Annotated in this window: 23 protein-coding genes and 2 pseudogenes; 17 read left to right on the top strand and 8 right to left on the bottom strand. The window is 40.4% G+C overall.

The window, feature by feature from the left end; all coding sequences use genetic code 11:
* The coding region (locus RAC86_RS18210) for a LysM peptidoglycan-binding and 3D domain-containing protein (RefSeq protein ID WP_377885919.1) at positions 1-838 on the top strand (838 nt) is incomplete at its 5' end.
* A 186-nt stretch (positions 839-1024) separates the two neighbouring features.
* Positions 1025-2614 (top strand): solute:sodium symporter family transporter, encoded by a 1590-nt coding sequence (locus tag RAC86_RS18205; RefSeq protein WP_072566428.1) that lies wholly within the window; start codon positions 1025-1027, stop codon positions 2612-2614.
* A 34-nt stretch (positions 2615-2648) separates the two neighbouring features.
* Here the strand turns inward: RAC86_RS18205 and desR are convergent, their stop codons facing one another.
* The 5 genes and pseudogenes from desR to RAC86_RS18180 form a co-directional block, all read right to left on the bottom strand.
* Positions 2649-3248, bottom strand: a complete 600-nt coding sequence (desR, locus tag RAC86_RS18200; protein WP_061188156.1) for a two-component system response regulator DesR — start codon at positions 3246-3248, stop codon at positions 2649-2651.
* A gap of 19 nt (positions 3249-3267) precedes the next feature.
* Positions 3268-4380: pseudogene (gene desK, locus RAC86_RS18195) on the bottom strand (two-component sensor histidine kinase DesK).
* Between the two features lie 121 nt (positions 4381-4501).
* On the bottom strand, positions 4502-5560 hold the full coding sequence (gene desA, locus RAC86_RS18190; protein WP_014114070.1) for a Delta(5) desaturase DesA: 1059 nt from the start codon (positions 5558-5560) through the stop codon (positions 4502-4504).
* Positions 5561-5727: 167 nt separating this feature from the next.
* Positions 5728-6705, bottom strand: coding sequence for a S66 family peptidase (locus RAC86_RS18185; protein WP_072566427.1), 978 nt, complete (start codon positions 6703-6705; stop codon positions 5728-5730).
* Positions 6706-6768: 63 nt separating this feature from the next.
* The gene (locus tag RAC86_RS18180; RefSeq protein ID WP_014114069.1) at positions 6769-7266 is read right to left on the bottom strand and encodes an N-acetyltransferase; all 498 of its coding nucleotides are present in this window, start codon (positions 7264-7266) and stop codon (positions 6769-6771) included.
* A gap of 170 nt (positions 7267-7436) precedes the next feature.
* Here RAC86_RS18180 and RAC86_RS18175 point away from each other — a divergent pair, with 170 nt between their 5' ends.
* Positions 7437-8219 carry a VLRF1 family aeRF1-type release factor gene (locus RAC86_RS18175; RefSeq protein ID WP_061188159.1) on the top strand — a complete coding sequence of 261 codons (783 nt, stop codon included), beginning with the start codon at positions 7437-7439 and terminating at the stop codon, positions 8217-8219.
* 137 nt (positions 8220-8356) lie between these two features.
* Positions 8357-8893: a DUF420 domain-containing protein gene (locus tag RAC86_RS18170; protein WP_014114067.1), complete on the top strand. Its 537-nt coding sequence runs from the start codon at positions 8357-8359 to the stop codon at positions 8891-8893.
* 91 nt (positions 8894-8984) lie between these two features.
* Here the strand turns inward: RAC86_RS18170 and RAC86_RS18165 are convergent, their stop codons facing one another.
* Positions 8985-9662 carry a lysozyme family protein gene (locus tag RAC86_RS18165; protein ID WP_072566426.1) on the bottom strand — a complete coding sequence of 226 codons (678 nt, stop codon included), beginning with the start codon at positions 9660-9662 and terminating at the stop codon, positions 8985-8987.
* Between the two features lie 192 nt (positions 9663-9854).
* On the opposite strand from RAC86_RS18165, the gene czrA reads away from it, so the two are divergent.
* Entirely contained in the window at positions 9855-10178 is a 324-nt protein-coding gene (gene czrA / locus RAC86_RS18160) for a Zn(II)-responsive metalloregulatory transcriptional repressor CzrA (protein ID WP_014114065.1), read from the top strand.
* A gap of 25 nt (positions 10179-10203) precedes the next feature.
* Here czrA and csk22 read toward each other — a convergent pair whose 3' ends face one another.
* Entirely contained in the window at positions 10204-10749 is a 546-nt protein-coding gene (gene csk22, locus RAC86_RS18155; RefSeq protein WP_014114064.1) for a mother cell-specific sporulation protein Csk22, read from the bottom strand.
* Positions 10750-10947: 198 nt separating this feature from the next.
* Between csk22 and RAC86_RS18150 the strand changes: the two genes are divergently transcribed.
* The 7 genes from RAC86_RS18150 to csaA all read left to right on the top strand — a co-directional run bounded on the left by RAC86_RS18150 (position 10948) and on the right by csaA (position 15735).
* The gene (locus RAC86_RS18150) at positions 10948-11886 is read left to right on the top strand and encodes a helix-turn-helix transcriptional regulator (protein ID WP_072566425.1); all 939 of its coding nucleotides are present in this window, start codon (positions 10948-10950) and stop codon (positions 11884-11886) included.
* 53 nt (positions 11887-11939) lie between these two features.
* A complete protein-coding gene (locus RAC86_RS18145; protein ID WP_072566424.1) occupies positions 11940-12422 on the top strand; it encodes a GyrI-like domain-containing protein in 483 nt (160 codons plus the stop codon).
* A gap of 72 nt (positions 12423-12494) precedes the next feature.
* Positions 12495-13196 carry an MBL fold metallo-hydrolase gene (locus RAC86_RS18140; RefSeq protein WP_072566423.1) on the top strand — a complete coding sequence of 234 codons (702 nt, stop codon included), beginning with the start codon at positions 12495-12497 and terminating at the stop codon, positions 13194-13196.
* A gap of 5 nt (positions 13197-13201) precedes the next feature.
* The gene (locus RAC86_RS18135) at positions 13202-13777 is read left to right on the top strand and encodes a TetR/AcrR family transcriptional regulator (protein WP_072566422.1); all 576 of its coding nucleotides are present in this window, start codon (positions 13202-13204) and stop codon (positions 13775-13777) included.
* A 77-nt stretch (positions 13778-13854) separates the two neighbouring features.
* Positions 13855-14598, top strand: coding sequence for a GNAT family N-acetyltransferase (locus tag RAC86_RS18130; protein WP_072566421.1), 744 nt, complete (start codon positions 13855-13857; stop codon positions 14596-14598).
* 14 nt (positions 14599-14612) lie between these two features.
* Entirely contained in the window at positions 14613-15338 is a 726-nt protein-coding gene (locus tag RAC86_RS18125; RefSeq protein ID WP_072183765.1) for an AraC family transcriptional regulator, read from the top strand.
* A 64-nt stretch (positions 15339-15402) separates the two neighbouring features.
* Positions 15403-15735 (top strand): chaperone CsaA, encoded by a 333-nt coding sequence (gene csaA, locus RAC86_RS18120; RefSeq protein WP_072566420.1) that lies wholly within the window; start codon positions 15403-15405, stop codon positions 15733-15735.
* Positions 15736-15994: 259 nt separating this feature from the next.
* Here csaA and RAC86_RS18115 read toward each other — a convergent pair whose 3' ends face one another.
* On the bottom strand, positions 15995-17431 hold the full coding sequence (locus RAC86_RS18115; protein WP_152024365.1) for a flavin monoamine oxidase family protein: 1437 nt from the start codon (positions 17429-17431) through the stop codon (positions 15995-15997).
* A gap of 127 nt (positions 17432-17558) precedes the next feature.
* Here RAC86_RS18115 and RAC86_RS18110 point away from each other — a divergent pair.
* The 5 genes and pseudogenes from RAC86_RS18110 to RAC86_RS18090 all read left to right on the top strand — a co-directional run.
* Positions 17559-18121, top strand: a pseudogene (locus RAC86_RS18110) (SMI1/KNR4 family protein).
* Between the two features lie 99 nt (positions 18122-18220).
* A complete protein-coding gene (yobL, locus tag RAC86_RS18105; protein ID WP_072566419.1) occupies positions 18221-20023 on the top strand; it encodes an LXG family T7SS effector ribonuclease toxin YobL in 1803 nt (600 codons plus the stop codon).
* Positions 20024-20032: 9 nt separating this feature from the next.
* Positions 20033-20491: a type VII secretion system immunity protein YobK gene (yobK, locus tag RAC86_RS18100; RefSeq protein WP_072566418.1), complete on the top strand. Its 459-nt coding sequence runs from the start codon at positions 20033-20035 to the stop codon at positions 20489-20491.
* A gap of 463 nt (positions 20492-20954) precedes the next feature.
* Positions 20955-21422, top strand: coding sequence for a YolA family protein (locus RAC86_RS18095; RefSeq protein WP_072566417.1), 468 nt, complete (start codon positions 20955-20957; stop codon positions 21420-21422).
* Between the two features lie 5 nt (positions 21423-21427).
* Positions 21428-21749: hypothetical protein (locus RAC86_RS18090; protein WP_377885918.1), on the top strand; the 322-nt coding region annotated here is incomplete at its 3' end.

The following is a 21749-nucleotide window of genomic DNA, read 5'->3' as shown; positions in this document are numbered from 1 at the left end:
AGCAGTTGCTGCACTTTCATCAACTGCATTCGGAGCTCACGCTTCTGCAAAAGAAATCACGGTGCAAAAGGGTGATACGCTCTGGGGGATCTCTCAGAAAAACGGAGTGAACCTAAAGGACTTAAAAGAATGGAACAAGTTAACTTCTGATCAAATCATTGCAGGAGAAAAACTGACCATTTCTTCAGAAGAAACAACCACTACTGGGCAATATACAATTAAAGCGGGGGACACGCTGACAAAGATTGCTCAGCAATTCGGAACAACAGTCAATAACCTGAAAGTTTGGAATAACCTAAGCTCTGACATGATCTATGCTGGATCAACACTTTCAGTAAAAGGTCAGGCAACAGCAGCAAACACAGTTACTGAGAATACGCAAACAAGCGCACCTCAAACTGAAACAAAACAAGAAGCTGTGCAAAAAGAGCAACCTAAACAAGAAACAGTTCAACAACAACCAAAACAAGAAACAAAGGCTGCAGCAGAAACTTCTGTTCCTACAGAAGAAAAGGCTGTTCAATCTAATACAAATAATCAAGAAGCTTCAAAAGAACTAACAGTTACTGCTACTGCTTACACTGCTAACGACGGCGGCATCTCCGGCGTTACAGCAACAGGCGTTGACTTAAATAAGAACCCGAACGCGAAAGTTATCGCGGTTGATCCTAATGTGATTCCACTAGGTTCTAAAGTCTATGTTGAAGGTTACGGTGAAGCAACAGCAGCAGACACTGGCGGCGCTATTAAAGGAAATAAAATCGACGTATTTGTACCTAATAAAAGTGATGCATCTAATTGGGGCGTCAAAACTGTAAATGTAAAAATCTTAAACTAATCATATAGATTGTGATAAAAGACGCGAGCTTTTTGGCTTGTGTCTTTTTTCGTTCTGTTTAGAGATGTATATAATGTATCATATGCTGATAAAAGAAAAGCGGTTCCGATGTTTTTCACGAGTGAAAAATGGGTAGATGATAAATGCCCCTATCATCTATCTATTTGCAGAAGGAGTTGCTGGCTGTTGCTTTGGATCATTGTATCTTTTCTGGTTATCAATATCGGGATATTTCTATTTTCATGGCAGAGAACAAAGGGGGTTAACTTGCAATCGTCCGATGGATATTTTCTCGGAGGAAGAAGCCTTACTGCGTTATATATCGGGAGCTCGCTGCTGTTAACTAATTTATCAACCGAGCAGATGGTCGGGTTAAATGGACAAAGCTATGCAGGGTCTATGACAGCGATGTCATGGGAAGCGAGTGCACCGCTTGCGTTGATTTTCCTGGCACTTGTCTTTTTGCCCCGTTATTTGAAAACGGGAATTACCACGATACCTGATTTTCTAGAGCAGCGGTTTGATCAAAGAACAAGGCAGATCGTTTCTGTACTACTTATCATTGGCTACGCTGTTTCATTCCTGCCGACAGTACTGTATTCAGGGGCTCTTGTGTTAAATCAAGTATTCCGCATTACAGAGACGTTTGGCATCAGCACATTTATGGCAGTTTTGCTGATATCCTTAATCATTGGCGTAACGAGCTGCTGTTATATCTTTTTTGGCGGATTGAAAGCCGCTGCCTCAGCAGATGCCATATACGGAATCGGATTAATTTTCGGCGGTTTTTTTATTGTGATATTAGGCATTCTTGCAGTCGGACAAGGCAGCTTTGGGGGCGGAGTTGCTCAACTGACGGCTTTACATACGGAAAAACTCAATTCAATTGATATTAGCAATTCGGCAGATGTGCCGTGGCCGACGATTTTAACAGGGCTATTAGTGAATAATCTCTTTTATTGGGCTGTTAACCAAGCGATCGTTCAGCGGGCATTAGGAGCGAAAAATTTGGCTGAAGGACAAAAGGGCGCTCTTTTAGCAGGTTTCTTTAAACTCATCGGCGTTTTTTATTTAGTCGTTCCTGGAGTGATTGCCTTTCATTTATATGGAGGCGGCATTGAAAATGCTGACAGTGTATATCCCCGGCTAATCGTCGATCTATTGCCGGCATCCCTTACCGGTGTATTCGCCGCTATTTTATTCGGAGCGATTTTGAGCTCGTTTAACGGCTCTCTGAACAGTACCATTACGTTGTTTACTCTGGACATATACAAACCGTTATGTAAGCCTCATGCAGATGAAGCTGAGCTCGTCAAAACAGGGCGAATTTTCGTCGCAGTTCTCGGGCTAGTATCGATTGTCATCGCACCCTTTATTTTATATGCGCCATCAGGGCTGTACAGCTATCTTCAAGAGATGTTCGGATTTTTTAATGTACCGATATTAGCAGCGGTCGTTGTTGGTTTCTTTACAAAAAAAGTGCCGGCATTAGCTGTGAAAATAGCGATACCAGCCCATATTGTTTTATACGGCTTATCAAAAATCTATTTAGGGCACATTCATTTTCTGTACATCCTTGCCGTACTCTTTCCATTTTCAGTGGCTGTGATGCTTCTGACAGGAAAGCTGTATCCGAGGGAAACGGATTATAAGCTTGGTCACAATCCGCAAGTGGATGTAACACCTTGGAAACATGTAAAGCTGGCGTCCTGTATCATTCTGATTCTGGTTGCGGCGACGTACCTTTTGTTTTCTCCTTGGGGAATTGCTGGCTAAATAAAAAGGATCTTGGCAGATGCCAAGATCCTTTTTATTTAAACCAACCTTTTTCCTTTGACCTGGTAATGGCTTCTATTCGGTTTTTCACTTCAAGCTTTTCTAGAATCATTGAGATATAATTTCGCACCGTCCCGCTTTTGATGCTGAGTTCCTGAGCGATTTCTTTTGTGTTTTTACCGTCAGCCACTAGTTCGAGCACTTCTTTTTCTCTGTCTGTAAGAGGGTTAGCCTCGCTGTATATGTCCTCCATCAGCTCAGGTGCATAGATGCGTTTTCCGTTCATGACGCTTCGGATGGCGCTTGCGAGCTCTTCGCTCGGACTGTCTTTTAACAAATAGCCCTTAACGCCTGCTTTAATGGCTCTCTGAAAGTAGCCGGGCCTGGTAAAAGTGGTTAAGATAATAATTTTGCAGCCTGTATCCTTTAACTCCTCAGCAGCTTCAAGCCCGGTTTTACCGGGCATTTCAATGTCCATAATGCATACATCAGGCAGATGTTTTTTGACAAAATCAACAGCATCTTGACCGTTTGTACCCTTGCCTACGACTTCCATATCGTCTTCTAAGTTTAGAAGTGATCCTAAAGCGCCCAAGAGCATTTGCTGATCTTCCGCAATAAATATACTAATCATGTAAGCCATCCTTTTTTGTTTATTTTGAGTTATTAGGAATTGACATGGTAAGCTTGGTGCCATTTTTTGTATCGATGTGAAGGCTCCCATTTGCAAATTCAAGCCGTTCTCTCATGCCAAGCAGGCCATGTCCTTTTGAAAAGTACTTCTCTTCACCTTGAAACGTTCCATCGTCAGTCACTGTAATGACGACTTCCTTCCAGAGCTGCTGAATGTCAACTCGGCAGGTTTTAGCCTGACTGTGTTTAACGACGTTAGTGACAGCTTCCTTTAAGCACATACTCAATATGTTTTCATTAAGCAATGAGATATTTTCAGGCAATTTATCTTCTTCGTAGATAAACGTAATGCCGGCTGCTTCAAGAATTTGTTTGATATTTATGATTTCATCCCTGAGCCGGATGCCTTTCATGGAGGATACAATTTTTCTGACTTCATTTAAAGACGTTCTCGCAGTTTGCTGAACGCTTTTCAGTTCACGTGTTGCTTGTTCAGGATCTTTGTATATCAATTTTCTCGCCAAGTCGCTTTTTAAACCGATTAGAGAAAGCTTTTGCCCAAGAGTATCATGGAGGTCACGGGCAATTCGCTGCCGCTCTTCTAATTTCACCAGCTCGGCAATCCGTTCATTTGCATCCTCGAGTTTTTCTTCCAGCCGTTCGCGCTCCTTGCGGCTTCTTATACTGAAGGGCAATAAAATCGCGCTGATGAGGGTAATGACGACAAAAGGAATTTGAGTCAGAAAAAATTCCTTTTTTAATACGAGACTGAAATTAGCTGCGACGGCTGCGCTTATTAAATGGACGTAATATAAAATATGAAAGGGGACGCGTTCCTTTATGTTTCCAATAAAATATGCGATAAAAAAAGCAAAATAAATATAACTGAACAGAGTAATGGAGGCGGTTGAAATGCCGATTAACAAAAACGCCCATAAATAAATGGCCCAGCCTTTTGAGATAAAAGCAAATCTATATACCGAAAAAAACAAAAGTGTCAAAATGATGCCGACGATGATAACAACTGTAGATGATGATTTCCATATAAATTAGAATGGGATGATGAAAAATATCGTCCATATATAGTTCGTTATCCCGCTTATTTTTTGAAATGTAAAATGCTTTTTAATCATAATATTACCTCATTTTCGCTTTTCATCTTACATGTAACTTTATCATTGCGAAAGCCAGAATGCACCCTCAAAACAATAAAAAGGAAGCCTTCTTGTATATAAGAGAAGACCTCCTTCATCATCAGGCGTAATTCCGCAGTTTCTGTTTTTCTGTTGAATCAGGCGGAAGGCTGGAAGGTATATGTTTGATATCCCGAAATGATACAAATTGTTTTTTATCTTCATCCCATAGGCGGAATGCAAGTGACTGCAGACTTGTTTTTAAGGTAATTGTCGGTACGTTTTTTAATGGTTCGTGATGTTCATGAGCAACTTCAAGCTTATAGTTAGGCACCTTTGGACTCAAATGATGGACGTGGTGGTACCCGATATTGCCTGTCAGCCATTGAAGCAGTTTCGGGAGTTTATAAAATGAACTGCCCTCCACAGCAGCCTGAACGTAGCTCCAGTTTTCATCTGCTTCAAAATAAGAATCTTCAAATGTATGCTGCACATAAAACAGCCATACACCGATTGAACCTGAGATCAGAAAAATAGGGCCTTGCACCAGTAAAAACGATTGCCAGCCAAAGATCAGACAGCAAGCAGCAGCCAACGCTACAATTGCCAGATTCGTAAGGTATGTGTTTATACGCTCCTTACGTCTTGCACCTTTTTTGTTAAAACGGTTGGTGATCAGAAAAACATAAATTGGTCCGAGAATAAACATGATAAACGGATTTCTATAAAGTCTGTATGCAAGCTTTGTTCGTCTGGATGCAGCTTTATATTCGTTTACTGTTAACATCCAGATGTCTCCTGTTCCGCGTTTATCCAGATTGCTGCTTGTGGCATGATGAATTGAATGGCTGTGCTGCCACTGAAGATACGGGAATAAAGTCAGCACACCTGTCAGAAAACCGAAAATATGGTTATAGCGCTTTTGTTTGAAAAATGATTGATGGCAGCAGTCATGGAAGATGATAAAAATTCTTGTCAAAAATCCTGCGGCAATCACTGTTAATGCTAACGTAAGGAGATAGGAGACATTGAGGCTGAAATAAGCCAGAAACCAGAGTCCGAAGAAAGGAATAAACGTGTTCAAAAGCTGAATCAGGCTGTTTTTTGTTTCGGGCTGAGCAAAAGCGGCGACTTGCTTTGTCAGCTGTTTTTGTTTATGTGCAATGGTTTGTTCAGTCATAGTAAGTATCCTCTCATTGTGTGTCTCTGTTCAGTATACGTCAATGAGAGAAGTCGTTTGTAGTAGCACACATCATGCATCATATATGACATTTGTCATGTCTCCTCGTGTAGCTTGCATAAATGTTTGCGCTAAAAAAGCTTGTAAAAAAGAAATTTACAAGCTGATTAATGTTTGTCGATCCATATTCGTGATGTTCCCGAAACAGCTTCAATCCTGCATGTTCCGCCTATAGGGAACGTGGCAATTGGTGAGGTATGTCCGGCATTTATATTTGCGATGATTGGAAGGCCGGATAATTCTTTTTTTGTTCCAATCATGGCTTTTACATGTTCTATTGATACGTTTGATGCTTTTTGAAATCTGCCGATCAAAATCGCCTTTACATGAGAAAAAGCGGGGAGGTGGATGAGTGATTGCAGATCGCGGTCAAACATATGGATGTCTGACATATCATCATCTTCAATCAATAAAATGGCATTTTCTGTTTCAGGAAAATACTCTGTTCCCTGCAGCAAATTAAGTGTGCAAAGGTTTCCACCAATCAAAGTGCCTTCAGCATAACCTTCATGGATCACAACAGGGCCGTTATTAGGGTAAAAGTGCCTGTTCTCTTGATCCAAAAACCAGCGATCATCGCTCCACTCGCTAGAAGGATGAATGTCAAACGGGTCGTCCGAAGCGCAGCAAGAAAGAAAATACTCTGTTGTATAATCGAGTCCTTTTTCCATTGCAAATGTTGAAAAGTGGGGGCCTGAATACGTAACAAGGCCCGTTTTTTGATAAATGGCGTTGCAAAGAGCCGTTATATCGGAATAGCCGCACAGAATTTTTGGATGCTGTTTGATTTTCTCGTAATCAAGATAACGCAGCAACTGATTTGAATTAAAACCGCCGAGTGTCGTTAAAATCGCTTTGACTCCGGGGTCGAAAAAGGCAGCGTGCAGGTCATGGACTCTTGATTCGATAGAAGATGAATCAAATTCGTTTAATTCATTTGCATATTCAGCGATGGTTACCCGATAACCTAAGCGTTCTAACGCCGTTTTTGCTTGCATTTTTGCTTCATTTGATAATATGGACATGCTAGTCGCGGGAGACACGATCCGAATTTCGTCTCCCTTTTTCAGTTTTGAAGCGTACATAGGACCCTCCGTCAATGGTTTTACACCATTACAGCACATCTTGGCACATTCATCCAGACTTTTTTACAAATCAACCCACTTAATACAGCCTGATTGTGTATCATGATCGACGCATACTTTGAATTGATGTTTTTCATAAAAATGAATCAGCCGGTCTACATGATTCCAGTCCCGTTTGGCAATGTCGCCGGTGACTTTCGGTATATTGTGTTCTCTGGCGATATCTTTTAAATATTTCATGCAAATGGAACCAAATCCGTGATTCGGAGGGCCTTTTATGTCGCCGATATGAATGGCATCGTCCTTGTAAGACGCTACAAGTGAAAAACAGCCTTTTCCTCTATAAGCCGTTTTACAATCGGTAAGCATAATTTTGCATGTTTGGCCATCATCAATCGAGGAAACGATCATCCACTCTTCATGTTTCGATTGATCAATACCAAGCACTTTGGCGTCTTTGGATAGATCCTTCATATTCTCCTGCATGCGGTAAATTTGAAATTCTAAATCATGTAGTTCTTCCTCAAGTTCTTGACGATTTTTTTCTTTAACAGTAAACAAGATCAATCTCCTTTCAAAAATCAGCTTAGAAACACAGTTACCAATTGTATTAGATGAGAGGGGCATTGTAAATAACAAATCCATTATTACTAGAAATTAGCGCAAAGTAAGGTTTGATCGTTTTTAAGAGAGGATAAAGAAAACTAACCTGTGAAAAAGGAGGAATCGGAATGGCGATTGATTCATTGATTAATAAATTACAGTATGTCCAATTGGAACCGCCGGATAAAATTCTCTCCCTATATCTTAATACAGACATGAGAGATCCAGAGCAACAGGGGGGAGAATGGAAAATTGCCCTAAAATCAGGATTCGGCAGATTGAAAGAGTATTTGGCAGCAAGTGATCCAGAGGAAGAGAAGTGTCTGGATGGAATCAGAACGAAAATTGATCAATACCTCAATGAAATGGGAAAAGACATGCCCCGCAGTCTCGTATTTTTTGTTTCCGATAGCGGTATATGGGAACCAATTAAGCTTCAAATCCCTGTAGAAACAAGATTTTACTGGGAAGAAACAGCTGTTCTTGATCAGTTGAAGGATTTGCGCCAAACGTACCCAAGTACGGCGTTTATTTTAACTCAGCAGCATGAAGTGAAAATTATTGAAACCGTTTTAGGCAAAATTGAGGCGGTTGAGCATTATGAGTACGATATCATCAATGAGTCTTGGGAGAATTGCCATTCCTCTGCAAAAAAAGCGGTACCATTTGAAGAGAACCGGATGAGGGAACATGTAAGGGAGAACCAAACGAGACTGTATAAGCGACTGGCTGCCAATCTAGATCAAAAAGCGGCCGCGAAAAGATGGGAACGAATGGTTATCGCCGGTGATAAAGAAACGGCGGATATCTTGGATCAGCACATGAATAAACCTATTCATTCGAAAATTCAAAAGAACCTGCTGAATGAAAATGAATATAAGGCGGTTGAGCATTTGATCAAAGAGGCGTAAACCTAACAGGGCCGGGGCTAAAAGCCGCCGGCCTTTGAAGTGTGTCTAATTTCTGACGAAGCAGTCGAAAACGTTGACATCTTCTTTGAATTTGCATACGATTTGGATAGCCAGTACAAATTAGGAGAGGTCACCAAATGAATCAAACAGAAAATAAACCGAAAAATTATACGGGGATTGTCCTTACGCTGACAGTTCTGATTAACGGTTTAATCGCAGTGCTGTTTTTTATGCCTAAATTAGATCAGTTCAGCCATGCGAATATTCACATTTTGCCAATGCTGAATGCGATATTCAACAGCTTTACGTTTATCTTCTTATTGGCCGCGCTGATTATGATTAAACAGAAAAATATCAAAGCTCATAAACGCTTTATTTTAGCCGCATTCACAACAACATTACTATTTTTGATTTGCTATGTTGTTTACCACTCGATTGCGGAGAATACGCTGTATGGCGGAGAAGGGATTATGCGCCCGATCTACTTCTTTATTTTAATTACGCATATTTGCCTTTCTGCGATCATTGTGCCGCTTGCGCTGTTTACGCTGATCAGAGGCTTCAGCATGCAGGTGGAGCGCCATAAAAAAATTGCCAGATGGACAATGCCCCTGTGGCTGTATGTAAGCCTTACAGGCGTTGTTGTATATCTGATGATATCACCTTATTATTAAAAGCCATACTCCGTATGGCTTTTTTAAACGTTTTTAAACATGACAAAAGCCCAAATCTGTTTTGGGCTTTTGTCAGTAAATTGATAGACTCTTATTTATGAGCCTTTGATTCCATGGTTTCAAGTGTTGCAACCTGCAAAGATTCTTCAACAGTTTTTGTTTTTTCTTTTACTTTTTCCGCATACGTGTAATCACCGTAGCAATACGGATAGCGGAAATTGTTCACATTTCCCCCGCACGTATACAGATCAGGATTTTTTTTGACTTGCTGCTCGGAGTATTGTTTTGCCAATTCCTGAGTATGCGTTCCTCCATGTTCAGCTACAAAATCAATGTAACCTGCCCCCATGTTGTAGCTTTGAATAATGGTATCCAAATCCACACCTTTTTCCTTACCGGTCTTGTACATGAGGGTAAATTGCTTGATGCCTTGTTTAACACTGAGTTGAGGGTCTGTTATCTCATTGCGTTTTAACCCCAGAGATTCAGAGGACTGCATGGGATCATTGCCTTTTCCTTTTGACTCCTGATACATCATGCCTAGAATGAGTGATGTATAATTAGAGAGTCCTTGGTTTTCAAGCTCGTCTTCCACCAGCGGTTTATAATCGGTTAAACGTTCCAAAACTATCGTTTTCGTATCGATTGGAAGTTTTTTGATCAAATCCCGGTTGAAAAAAAGCAAGACCAATAATAAAGAGGCGATGACAAAGACAAAAATCATCATAAAACCCGCAGCAGCGAAACAGCCTTTTCTCTTTTTCTTCACTGTGTTTCACCCTCAATGTTTGGAGCAGTATGACCTTTTTATTATGACATAGAACGATATATCAGACCAAGTAAAAACCTGATTTGAAACATAAATTTAAACTAAGAGATTGAATTGGAACATAAGCAGGCTGGTTTGCACCCAAGCACATTTGTTATAAGATAAAACTATGAATAAAGAAAGGTGATACAGATGACTGAATTTAGAGAAACGGACCGAACGGCTGCTGATCTTGATGAGGAAACCTTGTTTCTAGTCGCGCAAACATTCAAAGCGCTTTCTGATCCTACCAGAATCAGAATTCTCCATTTATTATCCCAAGGTGAACATGCAGTGAACGGAATTGCAGAAAAGCTGAATTTATTGCAATCCACTGTTTCCCACCAGCTCAGATTCTTAAAAAATCTCCGGCTTGTCAAATCGCGCAGAGAAGGAACATCCATTTATTACTCACCGGAGGATGAACACGTGTTAGATGTTCTTCAACAAATGATCCATCATACACAACATGATTAAAAAAGACATCCTTGCTTAATCGCTGTTAGCGGGCAAGGATGTCTTTTTCTTTATTGTGTCCGTTCTGATCGAGTTCGTTTCTGCTGAGCTTGATGACAAAAGAAGAAAAACCGATATAATAAACGGCTATCAGAAAAAAAACGCCAATTGTCAGAGGGTCCGTTCCAATTGACTGACTGTAAGATCCAAGGCTGTTGAGATCAGGCGAGGTAAGATAAAGCTCTGTCACTCGATACAGAAATCTTGATAGAAACAAGGTTAAAAGAATGACTTCTACCCAAATATGAGTCCGAAAATAAATTTTTCCTCTGCGCTTTTCAAAGGAGATGTTTTTCTTTGCGAAAACGACAAGGAGCCATCCGCCAAGAATGCCGAAAATGAGATATCCATATAAAAAAGGGTGAATGACGCTGAATATTGAAAGACCAAAAGCAAACAGCGAGAAAAGAATCATACGGGTGAACAGCCAGCGAGGCTTCAGCGGCTGATATCCGATGGACCTTTTAATTTTTTTATACAGAAAAAAGATGATAATCATGGCAGGATAAACGCTTTGAAGTGTAAGATGCATGATGTGAAATCCCCTCCGATGAGAAGTGTATGCTTATCCGGTTCGAAATAGTAGCTGAAATCAATACTGAACACAAAAAAGAAGGGGAAACCCCTGTTTTCATAACATATGCAAGGTGTATTTGGCCGCATAATAGATATGCCCAAGCTTTATAAAAATGTTAGGATTGTAAAATAAAAGAAAGAAAAGGTGCGCAGAATGAAACTGGAACGTTTGTTAGCGATGGTTGTGTTATTAATCAGCAAAAAACAAGTGCAGGCAGCTGAACTTGCTGAGCTGTTTGAAGTATCCGTCAGAACAATTTACCGTGATATTGAGACGATCAATAGAGCTGGTATTCCAATTGTGACCTCACAGGGCTCCGGGGGCGGAATTGGCATTATGGAGACGTATCGGCTTGAGAGAGAGTGGCTGAAAGAGGAGGAGCTGTTTGCGATTGCTTCCGCTTTGCAAAGTGTCTCATCTATGTATGAACCTGTTTCTCACAGCACAGCTTATCAAAAAATCAAGCACCTCATACCTGAGCAGTCAGCTGAAGCATTTAAGCACCAAACTGAAAAATGGTTTATTGACATGACGGCTTGGGGCCAGACTGAAGATCAAAAGGCGCTTCGTGAGAAAATCAGCGCCGCCATCGATCGATTGTCAACGATATCATTTACATATACTAACGCAAGCGGGGAAACACTTCAGCGTGAAACGGAACCTTATACATTGGTTTGCAAGGCGGGGCACTGGTATTTATATGCCTATTGTCTGGTTAGACATGATTTTCGCTTTTTTAAACTTAACCGAATGAAAGATCTGACCATATTACATCAGTCCTTTATCAGAAAAGAAATCCAGCTGGAGACCTTGCCGTGGGATAAGAACTGGTACCAAAAGGACCGTTTAACTGAACTGGTTATTCTCGTTCAGCCGTCAGCACTTCAGCGCATATTTGAATGGTTCGGACATGACGTTTTTCTTTACGATGAAGATGAAAACTGCCGGGCAGTGATTTCTCTTCCTGAAGATCAATGGCTGATCGGTTTTTTGCTGCAGTTCGGAAAGGATATTGAGGTTCTGCAACCTCTTCATATACGGGATAAAGTAAAAGATACCATTCGTCAAATGCAAAAAGTATATGAAACCTGACACACTGCTGTCAGGTTTCTTTTTTTATAATCTAGGTAAAAAGGAGGGATCGTATGAGTTTTTCACATATGACACACTTAGAACAGAAATGGTTTGCCGGACTGTCACAACGGACAAGCAACGCATTGGAAATGACGGAAGAAAGGCGGATCCCGGCACTATGGGACCAATTCTGGAAGAAGGATATGAGCGTTCTTTTCTCACAGGCAACAGATCAGAGCATTATTTCCTTATATTCCAATTACGAACAGGAGACGAAAGGGTTTTACACGTTTTCAATCGGAACGTTTCAGGCGGACAGCCGGACTCTTCCGGAACCATATGAAAACATTGATTTGCCGGCTTCTGCATATGCCGTTTTTACTTCAAGAATCGGCCCTATTGAAGAGGTTGTGTACGAAACCTGGAAGGAAATTTGGACTTGGGATAAGCGTCATCTGCGTACATTTACAGGTGACTTTGAAATGTATGATCAAAGTGCAACAGTACCTCAGAGAGCACAAGTTAACATATATGTTGCCATAAAACATTCATAAACTCTTGAAAAACTAATGGTGTTAGTTAATAATAAAACTAACACCATTAGTTTTTATTAGGGGGATAAATAAATGAGAATTACCCAGTATCAAACAGTTTGGCAGCTGACTTTTTTTCCAGCTTTGTTTCCGGTCAATTGCTATTTAGTAGAGGAAGAAAACGAAGTCACCCTTGTTGATGCCGCACTTCCGGGCAGCTATAAAGGAATTATTCAAGCTGTAAACCAGTTAGGAAAACCGCTTCATCATATTTTACTGACCCATGCTCATGGGGATCATGTCGGATCACTGGATGCACTGACACAAGCATTTCCTCATGCAAAAGTGATGATCTCAGAACGGGATTCTTTCCTGCTGAAAGGTGACACATCTTTGCGTCATGATGAGCCGCATACTCCTATAAAAGGAGGTATTCCGAAACACGTGCAAACAAAGCCACACCATCTGTTGACGGGCGGTGAAACAATTGGTTCTTTGCTTGCAATTTCTACACCGGGCCATACACCGGGGAGCATGTCATTTCTTGATACAAGAAACGGCACGATCATAGCAGGAGATGCGTTTCAGTTGCGCGGAGGAATCGCTGTATCAGGCCAGATAAAATGGGCGTTTCCTTTTCCAGCCTTCGCCACATGGAATAAGGAGGAAGCCATGAAAAGCGCACAATTGCTTGCCGACAAGGCGCCTTCCTGTCTCGCAGTCGGACATGGGAATTTCCTGAAATCACCCTCAGAGCGGATGAGACAGGCAATCCAAAAAGCAAAGAAAGGATGATGAGCATGTCACCGAGAATAGGATTGAGCCAAAAAATGATTGTAGACGCCGCAGCGGAGATTGCCGATCAGGAAGGCTTGAATGGTGTCACGCTTGCCGCACTGTCTAAAAAAATGAATGTACGCCCTCCGTCGCTGTATAATCATATCAACGGGCTGCAAGCGATCAGAACAGAGCTTGCTGTCAGCGGGCTGACAAGGCTTTTAGATCAAATGGCAGACTCCGTAACCGAACAAAAAGGAGATTCCGCTATGCTTTCTTTAGCTCAGGCATATGTTGATTTTGCAGTTGAAAATCCCGGATATTATGAAGCGGCTTTGCTTAAGGTTCAGGATAAGAGGGCGGAAATCGTGTCAGACCAAATTGTCCGGCTTGTTACGAACCTGCTCATTGAAAACGGCTATGCAAGCGAAAAGACTGCCATTCATGCGACAAGGGGGCTTAGAAGCCTGCTGCATGGCTTTACGACTTTAATTGCAAAAGAAGCATTTGAACGTGAAGAGGATATTTCAGAAAGTCTGTCATTTTCAATTCGGACGTTTTTGTCTGGCCTATCAATAAACAATAAAAATGTTATGTAAACTAAGGGATAGATGTCTTATATTTCTGAATATTGTATAATGTCATGGTAGTATACACAGAGGAGAGACATCAGGCTATGGATGACATTCATAAAATTGAGCAGTTAGCGGCAGCTTCATGGCCGTCTTATATTCAGAAAAACATGGGACAATGGCTTCTTCGAGCGAACTTTGGCGTAACCAAAAGGGCGAACAGCGTGTGGACCTCTGCGGATACGCCTGAAGGAGATTTCCAGCAAGAGGCCGAGCATTTTTACAAAAGCTTAGGCTTGCCTGTTTGTTTTCATATCAGCAATGCATCTCCGAAAGGGCTTGATGCCGTATTGGCAGACAGCGGATATGAAAAGGCAGACGAGTGCTTTCAGATGACAGCATTGGGCTGGGACATTATGAGCCATACTGATGACAACAGTCGATTTACATACAAGTGGGAGGAGGAGCCGTCTTCTGTTTGGATTGATCATTTTATTCAATTGGAAGAATTTTCACCGGAGCGGCATCAAGGCTACACAAACATTTTCGAACGTATGCCGTCGTGTAAAACCTTTTTCACGATGTATGACCAAGAGAGCCTGGCAGCAGTTGGAACGGCTTCTGTCATTGATGGCTATGGCGGACTCAGTAACATCGTTGTAGCCAAGGAGCATAGAGGAAAAGGGGCAGGGACCCAAGTGATCAGGGCGTTGACTGAATGGGCAATCAGCAACGGGGCAAAGCACATGTTTTTACAAGTGCTGAAGGAAAACCTGGCGGCAGTTTCTTTATATGAAAAAATCGGATTTTCGCCTATATCTGAACACCATTATCGGATTAAAAGATGATCAAAGAAAGGAGCTTGCTGATGGACTCGCTTCAAGAGATTATTTGCGAAAAACGGACATACACACGCCTATATCATTCACATAAGCACGGGTACAGCCAATTTCTTTTTCCGCTTGAAGGGAGTATTGATCTTGAGACAGAGGGACGCGAGGTGAAATTAAAGCCGGATCATTTTTTATATATTCCGCCGGAGTGCGAGCATCGTTTCCGTTCAATCGGCAGAAATGAATGTCTTGTACTGGATGTTCCGCTTCATGCAATGAAAATTGATGAGTATCATGCAGGATCGGGCATTGAAGCTGCGATTGATCCTTTCTGGTCTTCGATCAGGTACTTGCTGACAGAGGAAGCAAAGGCCGGAACAGCGAACTCGCTGCATATGCTTGTTCAATACATAAAAGAAAAGCTGCAATCCCATACCTACGCCTCAATTGCTTATATCCACAGCCATTTATCTGAGCGGCTGACAATTAAGAAGCTGGCAGAAATCGAGCATTACCACCCAGCTTACTATTCAAACTGGTTCAAAAAGCAGACGGGGAAGTCTCCGCAGCACTATATTGCCAATCTTCGGCTTGAGGAAGCGAAACGAATGCTGATAGAGAAAAATGAAACCCTTACCGTCGTGAGCGAGGCGCTGGGCTTTCAAAATCTTTCTTCATTTACAAGATGGTTCACGAAAAGTACAGGCATGCCGCCCCGGCTATATCGAAACACCTTATATTCGGATAAAAAATGATGGTTCTTTGGTTAAACGAACCTTGGATAACTCTTTTATAATAGGAGAAAAAGGAGTTATTGATATGGCAGTCATTGAGGACTTTGAGAAATTGGATATTAGAACAGGCACTATTGTAAAAGCGGAGGAATTTCGTGAAGCAAGAGTCCCGGCGATTAAGCTTGTGATTGATTTTGGAGCAGAAATCGGCATGAAGCAATCGAGCGCGCAAATCACGAAGCGTTACCAGCCCGAAGATCTTATCAACAAGCAAATCATAGCAGTCGTCAACTTTCCGCCGCGCCGGATCGCCGGATTTAAATCGGAAGTGCTGGTTCTTGGGGGCATTCCCGGCCAGGGGGATGTCGTCCTATTGCAGCCAGATCAGCCCGTCCCAAACGGCACAATAATCGGATAACACACAAAAAAAGACGTTTGCCTAAGGCAAACGTCTTTGCGTATTGAGGCGATGCACCACACGCCACATTCGTGTGCGCCGCAAAGGGCATGTACATCGGCTTACACAATTCAGCTCATCGCTATATGAATATAGCATGGCGGGTGAAGGAATGCAAGGATTACTTTGTTATTGTGATTGAATTTGTACATCTGATTATGATCTTGATTATATGAAATTCTGCTATTCAACGAGCTTTAGTACAAGATGAGAGCAGGATCTAAGATAAACGATTAATTTCATAAGCGGTACGTATTCCAGATTCAATCGCACCTTGCATCCACGCATGGGTAAGTGAGACATGTTCTCCAGCGAAATGAACTCTTCCCTCAGGGACAGGGATATAAGGATACAGCTCTAATTCTTGTCCTGGTTCGAAAGCTGTAAAGGCTCCCGCAGAATAAGGGTTCTGACTCCAGCTAAAAGAGGCGCCGGACACAAATTCTGACCATACAATATCGCCATATATTTCAGATAAATTCAGTAAAGTATACTGAATACGCTCTCCTTCTGAAAGACTGTCCCACATCAGTGCCTCATCTGCCCAAGTATAACTCGCCAGAACAACAGCATGTCCATTTGCTCCAATACCAGTGCTTGGATAATACGAAAATCGAATCGGAAGATCGGTAATAGATTTGCCGCCGCGCTGCCCGGCTTTTTCCCAAAATCGACTTTTAAACTCTATGCCGATTTTTGTTGCGCTCATATAGTTCAGTTCGCGAATTGCCCTCCGTTTATAGTAGGAAAAAGAATGGTATGGTTCGACTGTCACAAATCGCAATGTTGAAAAAGGAATGGTTACAATAGCGAGATCAGCTGTGAACGTTACATGTTCTGCTGTTTGTTGATGCTGACAATGGATCGTAACACTGTTCTCATTTTGAGAAATTTTCATCATTTTTTGATGGTATAGAATATTTGTTTTTAATTGAGGAAGAAACGCATGAGGAAGCCGATCCATGCCGCCTGTTATCTCATAGAAGTGAGTTGGTGATGTAAAAAAGACGGATTCCCGTAACGCTTCAACAAGGGACATACCCATATACGCTTCCATATCGAGAAGTATACCTATCATATCGATCGCGCCATATGAAAAGAAAGTGTTTAAGTAAGAGCTTAACGAATAATTCTTGTATTGTTTTTCAACAATCCGCCAATTTCTTGCAGGATCTTGATTAATAAAATTTAATATAGGCTGCAATACAGAAAGCATCAGCTCTTCAGCGGTTTTCCCTTGTTCGTTTGGTGCAACGGGGTATCTTAATATTCCAGGATTTTGTTCAAAAAGATGGAGACGTGTTTTGACTCCATTCGTGTAAATGATGTCCATTGGGGTTCTGTTGATAAATACATTTGTTGGCAGCCTGAATTTTTTTATATATTCTAAGGTTAACATATGGATATTCGGTATGCGCATCGGACCAACGTTGAAATACAACCCATCACTAAAGGGAGATCTCAACGTGCAGACACGGCCGCCTGCTCTACCGCTCGCTTCAAGAATCGTTACTCTGTGACCGGCATTTCTTAGCAAAGATGCTGATACAAGCCCGGCCAATCCAGCTCCCACAACAATAATATGCTTTGGATGATGTGATGCGCTAAGGCCATTTCTAATGATCTTTATCATATCTTCATTCATTAGAGAATTCACTTTTGGGGGGCACCTCTTTTTTGAATTTATTGCATTATATTCAGTGAAAAGGGCAGCTATCACGATCTATTCACATCTTTTGGAATTTGTTGATTCTCGTTAAAAGAACAATATTGGGGTGAGGTATTTGACTAACTTTGTTCATAAGACTGTAAATGGTTTGAAAAGTCTCTTAGATGAAAAAGGGGCTATTAAATTGTTTTGTTCGGAAGGGTATATCATGGAATGTCTTGTTACTTTTTCTCCGAACCAAGCAGCACTTAATGAAATTCTCAACTTTGAAGCGAAGTATCAACTTAAACTTCCAGATGATTATCAGAAGTTTATTACACAACATAATGGTGCGAAAATTTTTGAGGTTCTTGCTGATGGGGAGAATATAGGTGGAGGACTTTATTTATTTATTTATTTAGTCTTGAAGAGATTGAAGAAGAATTAAAATATGAGGATTTGTTTGAAGGCATCAATGGCATCCCAATTGGTCACTTATTAGAAGGTTGCCATTTGATGATCGACAAAGATAAATTGGACAAAGGTGATCCCAACTATCTTTTTATATTTCAAATGGGTGAGTATACACCATTAAATGTAAACTTTGAGATATTTCTAGACCGGTATATACAATCCAATGGGGCAACTTTTTGGGAATGGCGCTACTATACCGCAGAAAATTATTATAGAACAAGGTAGCACGATGTTTAAGGCGGTCATTTTCGGCTGTCTTTTTCTGTTATTGAAATAGCTGATTGTGGTAAAATTTACATAGAGTAAGTTTGAAAGGAGAATGATATGAAGGTATTTGAGGCTAATTCATTACTCTCTGAAGCAGATAAAAGAACCAAAGAGTATAAAGAACTAAGGTCGCAAATGGTCAAGCTAAGAAAAGCGTTTAAAGACGTAGCTGGACTAGATGACAGCGAGTTTTCAGGTAAGGGTGCAGATAACATTAAAGCATTTTATCATGATCATGTCGGTGTTACCGATCAATGGATTGATTTAATTGACATGAAGATTGCTTTTTTAAGTAGCATTTCTGCAAAACTTGAAGATGCCAAGATGTCTGATGCTTACATAGAAGAATCTTTTTTAGAACATGAACTTGTCAATGCATACACAAAATCAAAATCCATTATGTCTGAACAAAAGAAAGCAATGAAAGACATATTAAACGACATCAATGACATTCTTCCTCTTGAAATATTCTCAACAGAAGACTTCAAAGACAAACTTTCTTCTGCAGATGACAAACGTGAAAAAACTATTGATAAGCTAAACAAGCTTGATGAGGATTTAAAAACAGAGTACGCTGAAACAGAGCCAAACGAACAATTTATTCAGCAAGACTTTAAAAAACTGCAGGAATCAACAGGGAAAGGGAAAAACGCCACTCCGATTCACTATAACGCCAAAGCGTATAGAGAAAGTGACATACATAAGAAAAAAGGCGATATTGAAAAGCATTCTGAATCTTACTTAAGCTTGAAGAAAGAAGAAGCAAAGGAACGTGAAATCAAGGAATTAAAGAAAAAACTTAATGACGGTGTTTCTGACCCTGATGAGTATTTAGAGATTGCTAAGAAAGTAGGCTACGAGAATCTGGAGCCGGCTCAAGTTCAGCTTGCAGTGCAAATTGAACAAGCGAAGCAGCTAGAGGGAGCAGGAGAAATCACTTGGGATATCGTAAAAGGTGTAGGAGTAGGCTTATATGATGTCGGCAAAGACACCATAACCGGCATATGGGATTTCATCACCGATCCAGGAGAAACATTGTCAGCACTGGGCAATGCAGTTATTCATCCAGTGAAAACATATGATGCTATTTCAGCAGCAATAGAAGAGTCATATCAAAAGGATATGGTGAATGGAGATGCTTACTCTAGGTCAAGATGGGTTACCTATGCTGTTGGTTCAGTGGCTGTAGCTGTTTTTGGAACCAAAGGTGCAGGAGCCATTAACAAAGCAGATGCAGCGGGTAAGGTCATAAACAAGGCAGGGCAAGCAGGAAAGAAAATGAAGGACGTTAAGATTCCAGATTTACTACCTTACAATCCTAAGTATAAGCTTGCTCTAGCTGATAACGTACCATACAATGTGGTTGATAGCCAAAACCTTAAGAATGAACTTTTGACTAATGCGAAGAAACTACCAGATGGAACAAGAAAGCCGTTTACTGGACAAAAGATTAATCCACCATGGTTAAATAAAGAAAAGTATGAAGCGTATGAAATAAAGGGGAAGGTAAAGGCGAAGGGGAAAGTTAAAGATGTAAGCCGAAGAGTGTATACTATGAAAGATATTGATATTAATCAAAAAACAGAATTCGGTGTTACAAATCTTCAGCTGATGAAAAACGGGAATGCTCCTTATGCAAAAGATGGTACACAGATTAATTTACATCACTTGATACAAGAAGAACCTGGCCCAATGCTTGAAATCCCTAACAGTTTACATACAAAATATAGTGATGTCATTCATCAGCTTAAGTCTAATGGTGAAAGTTTTAGAAATGATAAGGTTTTAAAAGCACAATACGAAAGCTTTAGAAAGAGATATTGGAAGTGGAGAGCGAAACAATTTGAGAATGAGAATTGAGGTGTTTAAATGATTTATTCGAGGGTTGAGAACTTTATTAATGAAAATAAACAAAATGCTATATTTACCGAAGGCGCAAGTCATGAAAACATTGGGCGTATTGAAGAGAGCCTCCAATGCGATCTTCCCAACAGTTATAAATGGTTTTTAGAAAAATACGGTGCCGGTGGTTTATTCGGTGTTTTAGTTTTAGGCTACAACTTTGATCATGCATCAGTTGTAAATAGAACTAATGAATATAAAGAACACTATGGCCTTGCTGAAGGACTTGTGGTTATTGAAGATGTTGATTACTTTGCTTATTGTCTAGATACGAATAAAATGAAAAACGGAGAATGCCCTGTAGTTGAATGGGATAGGGTAATTGGTTATCAAGATACTGTTGCAGAAAGCTTTATTGAATTTTTTTATAATAAGATTCAGGAAGCAAAAGATGATTGGGATGAGGATGAAGATTGGGACGATTAAGTAAAAGTATTGCAATAGCGCAATAGATGCACTTGATTTGCACATCCTCAAGCTAAATAAAATAATGGTTTTAACCACAAAGCAATAGTATTGCAAATACCATTTTTATATGGTTATAATTAGGGTAATGATACAAATAATTATTTATTGCATTTTGATTTGTGGAAATGCATAAAATAAAAAAGACCTGGGGTGCGTTAACACCCACTGGTCATTGTTTGTACAAAAAGCTGCCCATCAAAGGGCTTGCTCGTTGTCAAATCTGCGTAGGCCTAACCCTTCAGGTGTCCAAACTCAAGGGAAGGTCTATTTTTTCTTTTGGCTTGACGTTACAATCATCATTATATTGACAATATGAAAAGAACTTGCTTAATGCAGGTTCTTTTTTTATTTCAAATATTAAACAATTCCCTTCAAATGACGATATTTAACATGTAAACTTGTACCAAGGAGGATTTAGGAAATGAAGAAGAGAATTACATATTCACTCCTTGCTCTTCTAGCAGTTGTTGCTTTCGCTTTCACTGATTCATCAAAAGCAAAAGCGGCAGAAGCATTACCACTCTACTATCTACAAATTACAGGGATTACATCAGACGGAAACGATTTTGCTTGGGATAACATCACTTCTAGTCAAACCAAAGCGCCAAACGTTTTGAAGGGGAATAAACTATATGTGAAAGCTCGTTTTAGGGGTTATACCAAGTTAACAGTTATCACAGGCAAAGACGGTAAGAATCTGTTGTATAACGGCACAGCTAAAATGTTTAAATCTGATGCTATCCTTGGTCAAAATAAGGTGGTAATAGGCTGGGATAAATATTTTGAGATTCCCATGGACGCACTTCAAGATAACTCTATACAGATTAAAGCATTGAGCTCAGGCACCACTTTTGTTTACAGTCAAAAAATTGATTTTGAAAGAGAGTGACCCAGGTGATTAGCACTTCTAATTATGATGTAACTAAAGATCCAAAATTCTTAGCTTTTTGTAGCTTGGCAACAGAAGGATATGGTCAGAATAATACTCAGCAATCTTCCATAGGTTTTAACGAGTTTTGCGAAAAACTTGAGAAAAATGAGATTGTTAAACCCGAGAATAAAAAAAGTACGCTTGATTTGAATAAGTCTTTAGAAGACTGGAAATTGAGATTTACTGCAGGCGGAAACCTTTCTACAATGGATTCGCAGGTATTAGATGTTATCAAAAAAGCTTATAACTTAGGCATGGTTAATAAAGATAATATGCTATTACGAA

The organism is Bacillus sp. LR_5 (genome assembly GCF_042709275.1).
Note: the sequence above shows the minus strand (reverse complement) of the source record. Positions and strands in the feature narration are given on the sequence as shown.

Bases quoted from the DNA above. Each gene is read 5' to 3' on its own strand.
- desR (WP_061188156.1), bottom strand. From the start codon at position 3,248: ATGATTAGTATATTTATTGCGGAAGATCAGCAAATGCTCTTGGGCGCT.
- desA (WP_014114070.1), bottom strand. From the start codon at position 5,560: ATGACTGAACAAACCATTGCACATAAACAAAAACAGCTGACAAAGCAA.
- RAC86_RS18185 (WP_072566427.1), bottom strand. From the start codon at position 6,705: ATGTACGCTTCAAAACTGAAAAAGGGAGACGAAATTCGGATCGTGTCT.
- RAC86_RS18175 (WP_061188159.1), top strand. From the start codon at position 7,437: ATGGCGATTGATTCATTGATTAATAAATTACAGTATGTCCAATTGGAA.
- RAC86_RS18170 (WP_014114067.1), top strand. From the start codon at position 8,357: ATGAATCAAACAGAAAATAAACCGAAAAATTATACGGGGATTGTCCTT.
- czrA (WP_014114065.1), top strand. From the start codon at position 9,855: ATGACTGAATTTAGAGAAACGGACCGAACGGCTGCTGATCTTGATGAG.
- csk22 (WP_014114064.1), bottom strand. From the start codon at position 10,749: ATGCATCTTACACTTCAAAGCGTTTATCCTGCCATGATTATCATCTTT.
- RAC86_RS18150 (WP_072566425.1), top strand. From the start codon at position 10,948: ATGAAACTGGAACGTTTGTTAGCGATGGTTGTGTTATTAATCAGCAAA.
- RAC86_RS18145 (WP_072566424.1), top strand. From the start codon at position 11,940: ATGAGTTTTTCACATATGACACACTTAGAACAGAAATGGTTTGCCGGA.
- RAC86_RS18140 (WP_072566423.1), top strand. From the start codon at position 12,495: ATGAGAATTACCCAGTATCAAACAGTTTGGCAGCTGACTTTTTTTCCA.
- RAC86_RS18135 (WP_072566422.1), top strand. From the start codon at position 13,202: ATGTCACCGAGAATAGGATTGAGCCAAAAAATGATTGTAGACGCCGCA.
- RAC86_RS18130 (WP_072566421.1), top strand. From the start codon at position 13,855: ATGGATGACATTCATAAAATTGAGCAGTTAGCGGCAGCTTCATGGCCG.
- csaA (WP_072566420.1), top strand. From the start codon at position 15,403: ATGGCAGTCATTGAGGACTTTGAGAAATTGGATATTAGAACAGGCACT.
- yobL (WP_072566419.1), top strand. From the start codon at position 18,221: ATGAAGGTATTTGAGGCTAATTCATTACTCTCTGAAGCAGATAAAAGA.
- yobK (WP_072566418.1), top strand. From the start codon at position 20,033: ATGATTTATTCGAGGGTTGAGAACTTTATTAATGAAAATAAACAAAAT.
- RAC86_RS18095 (WP_072566417.1), top strand. From the start codon at position 20,955: ATGAAGAAGAGAATTACATATTCACTCCTTGCTCTTCTAGCAGTTGTT.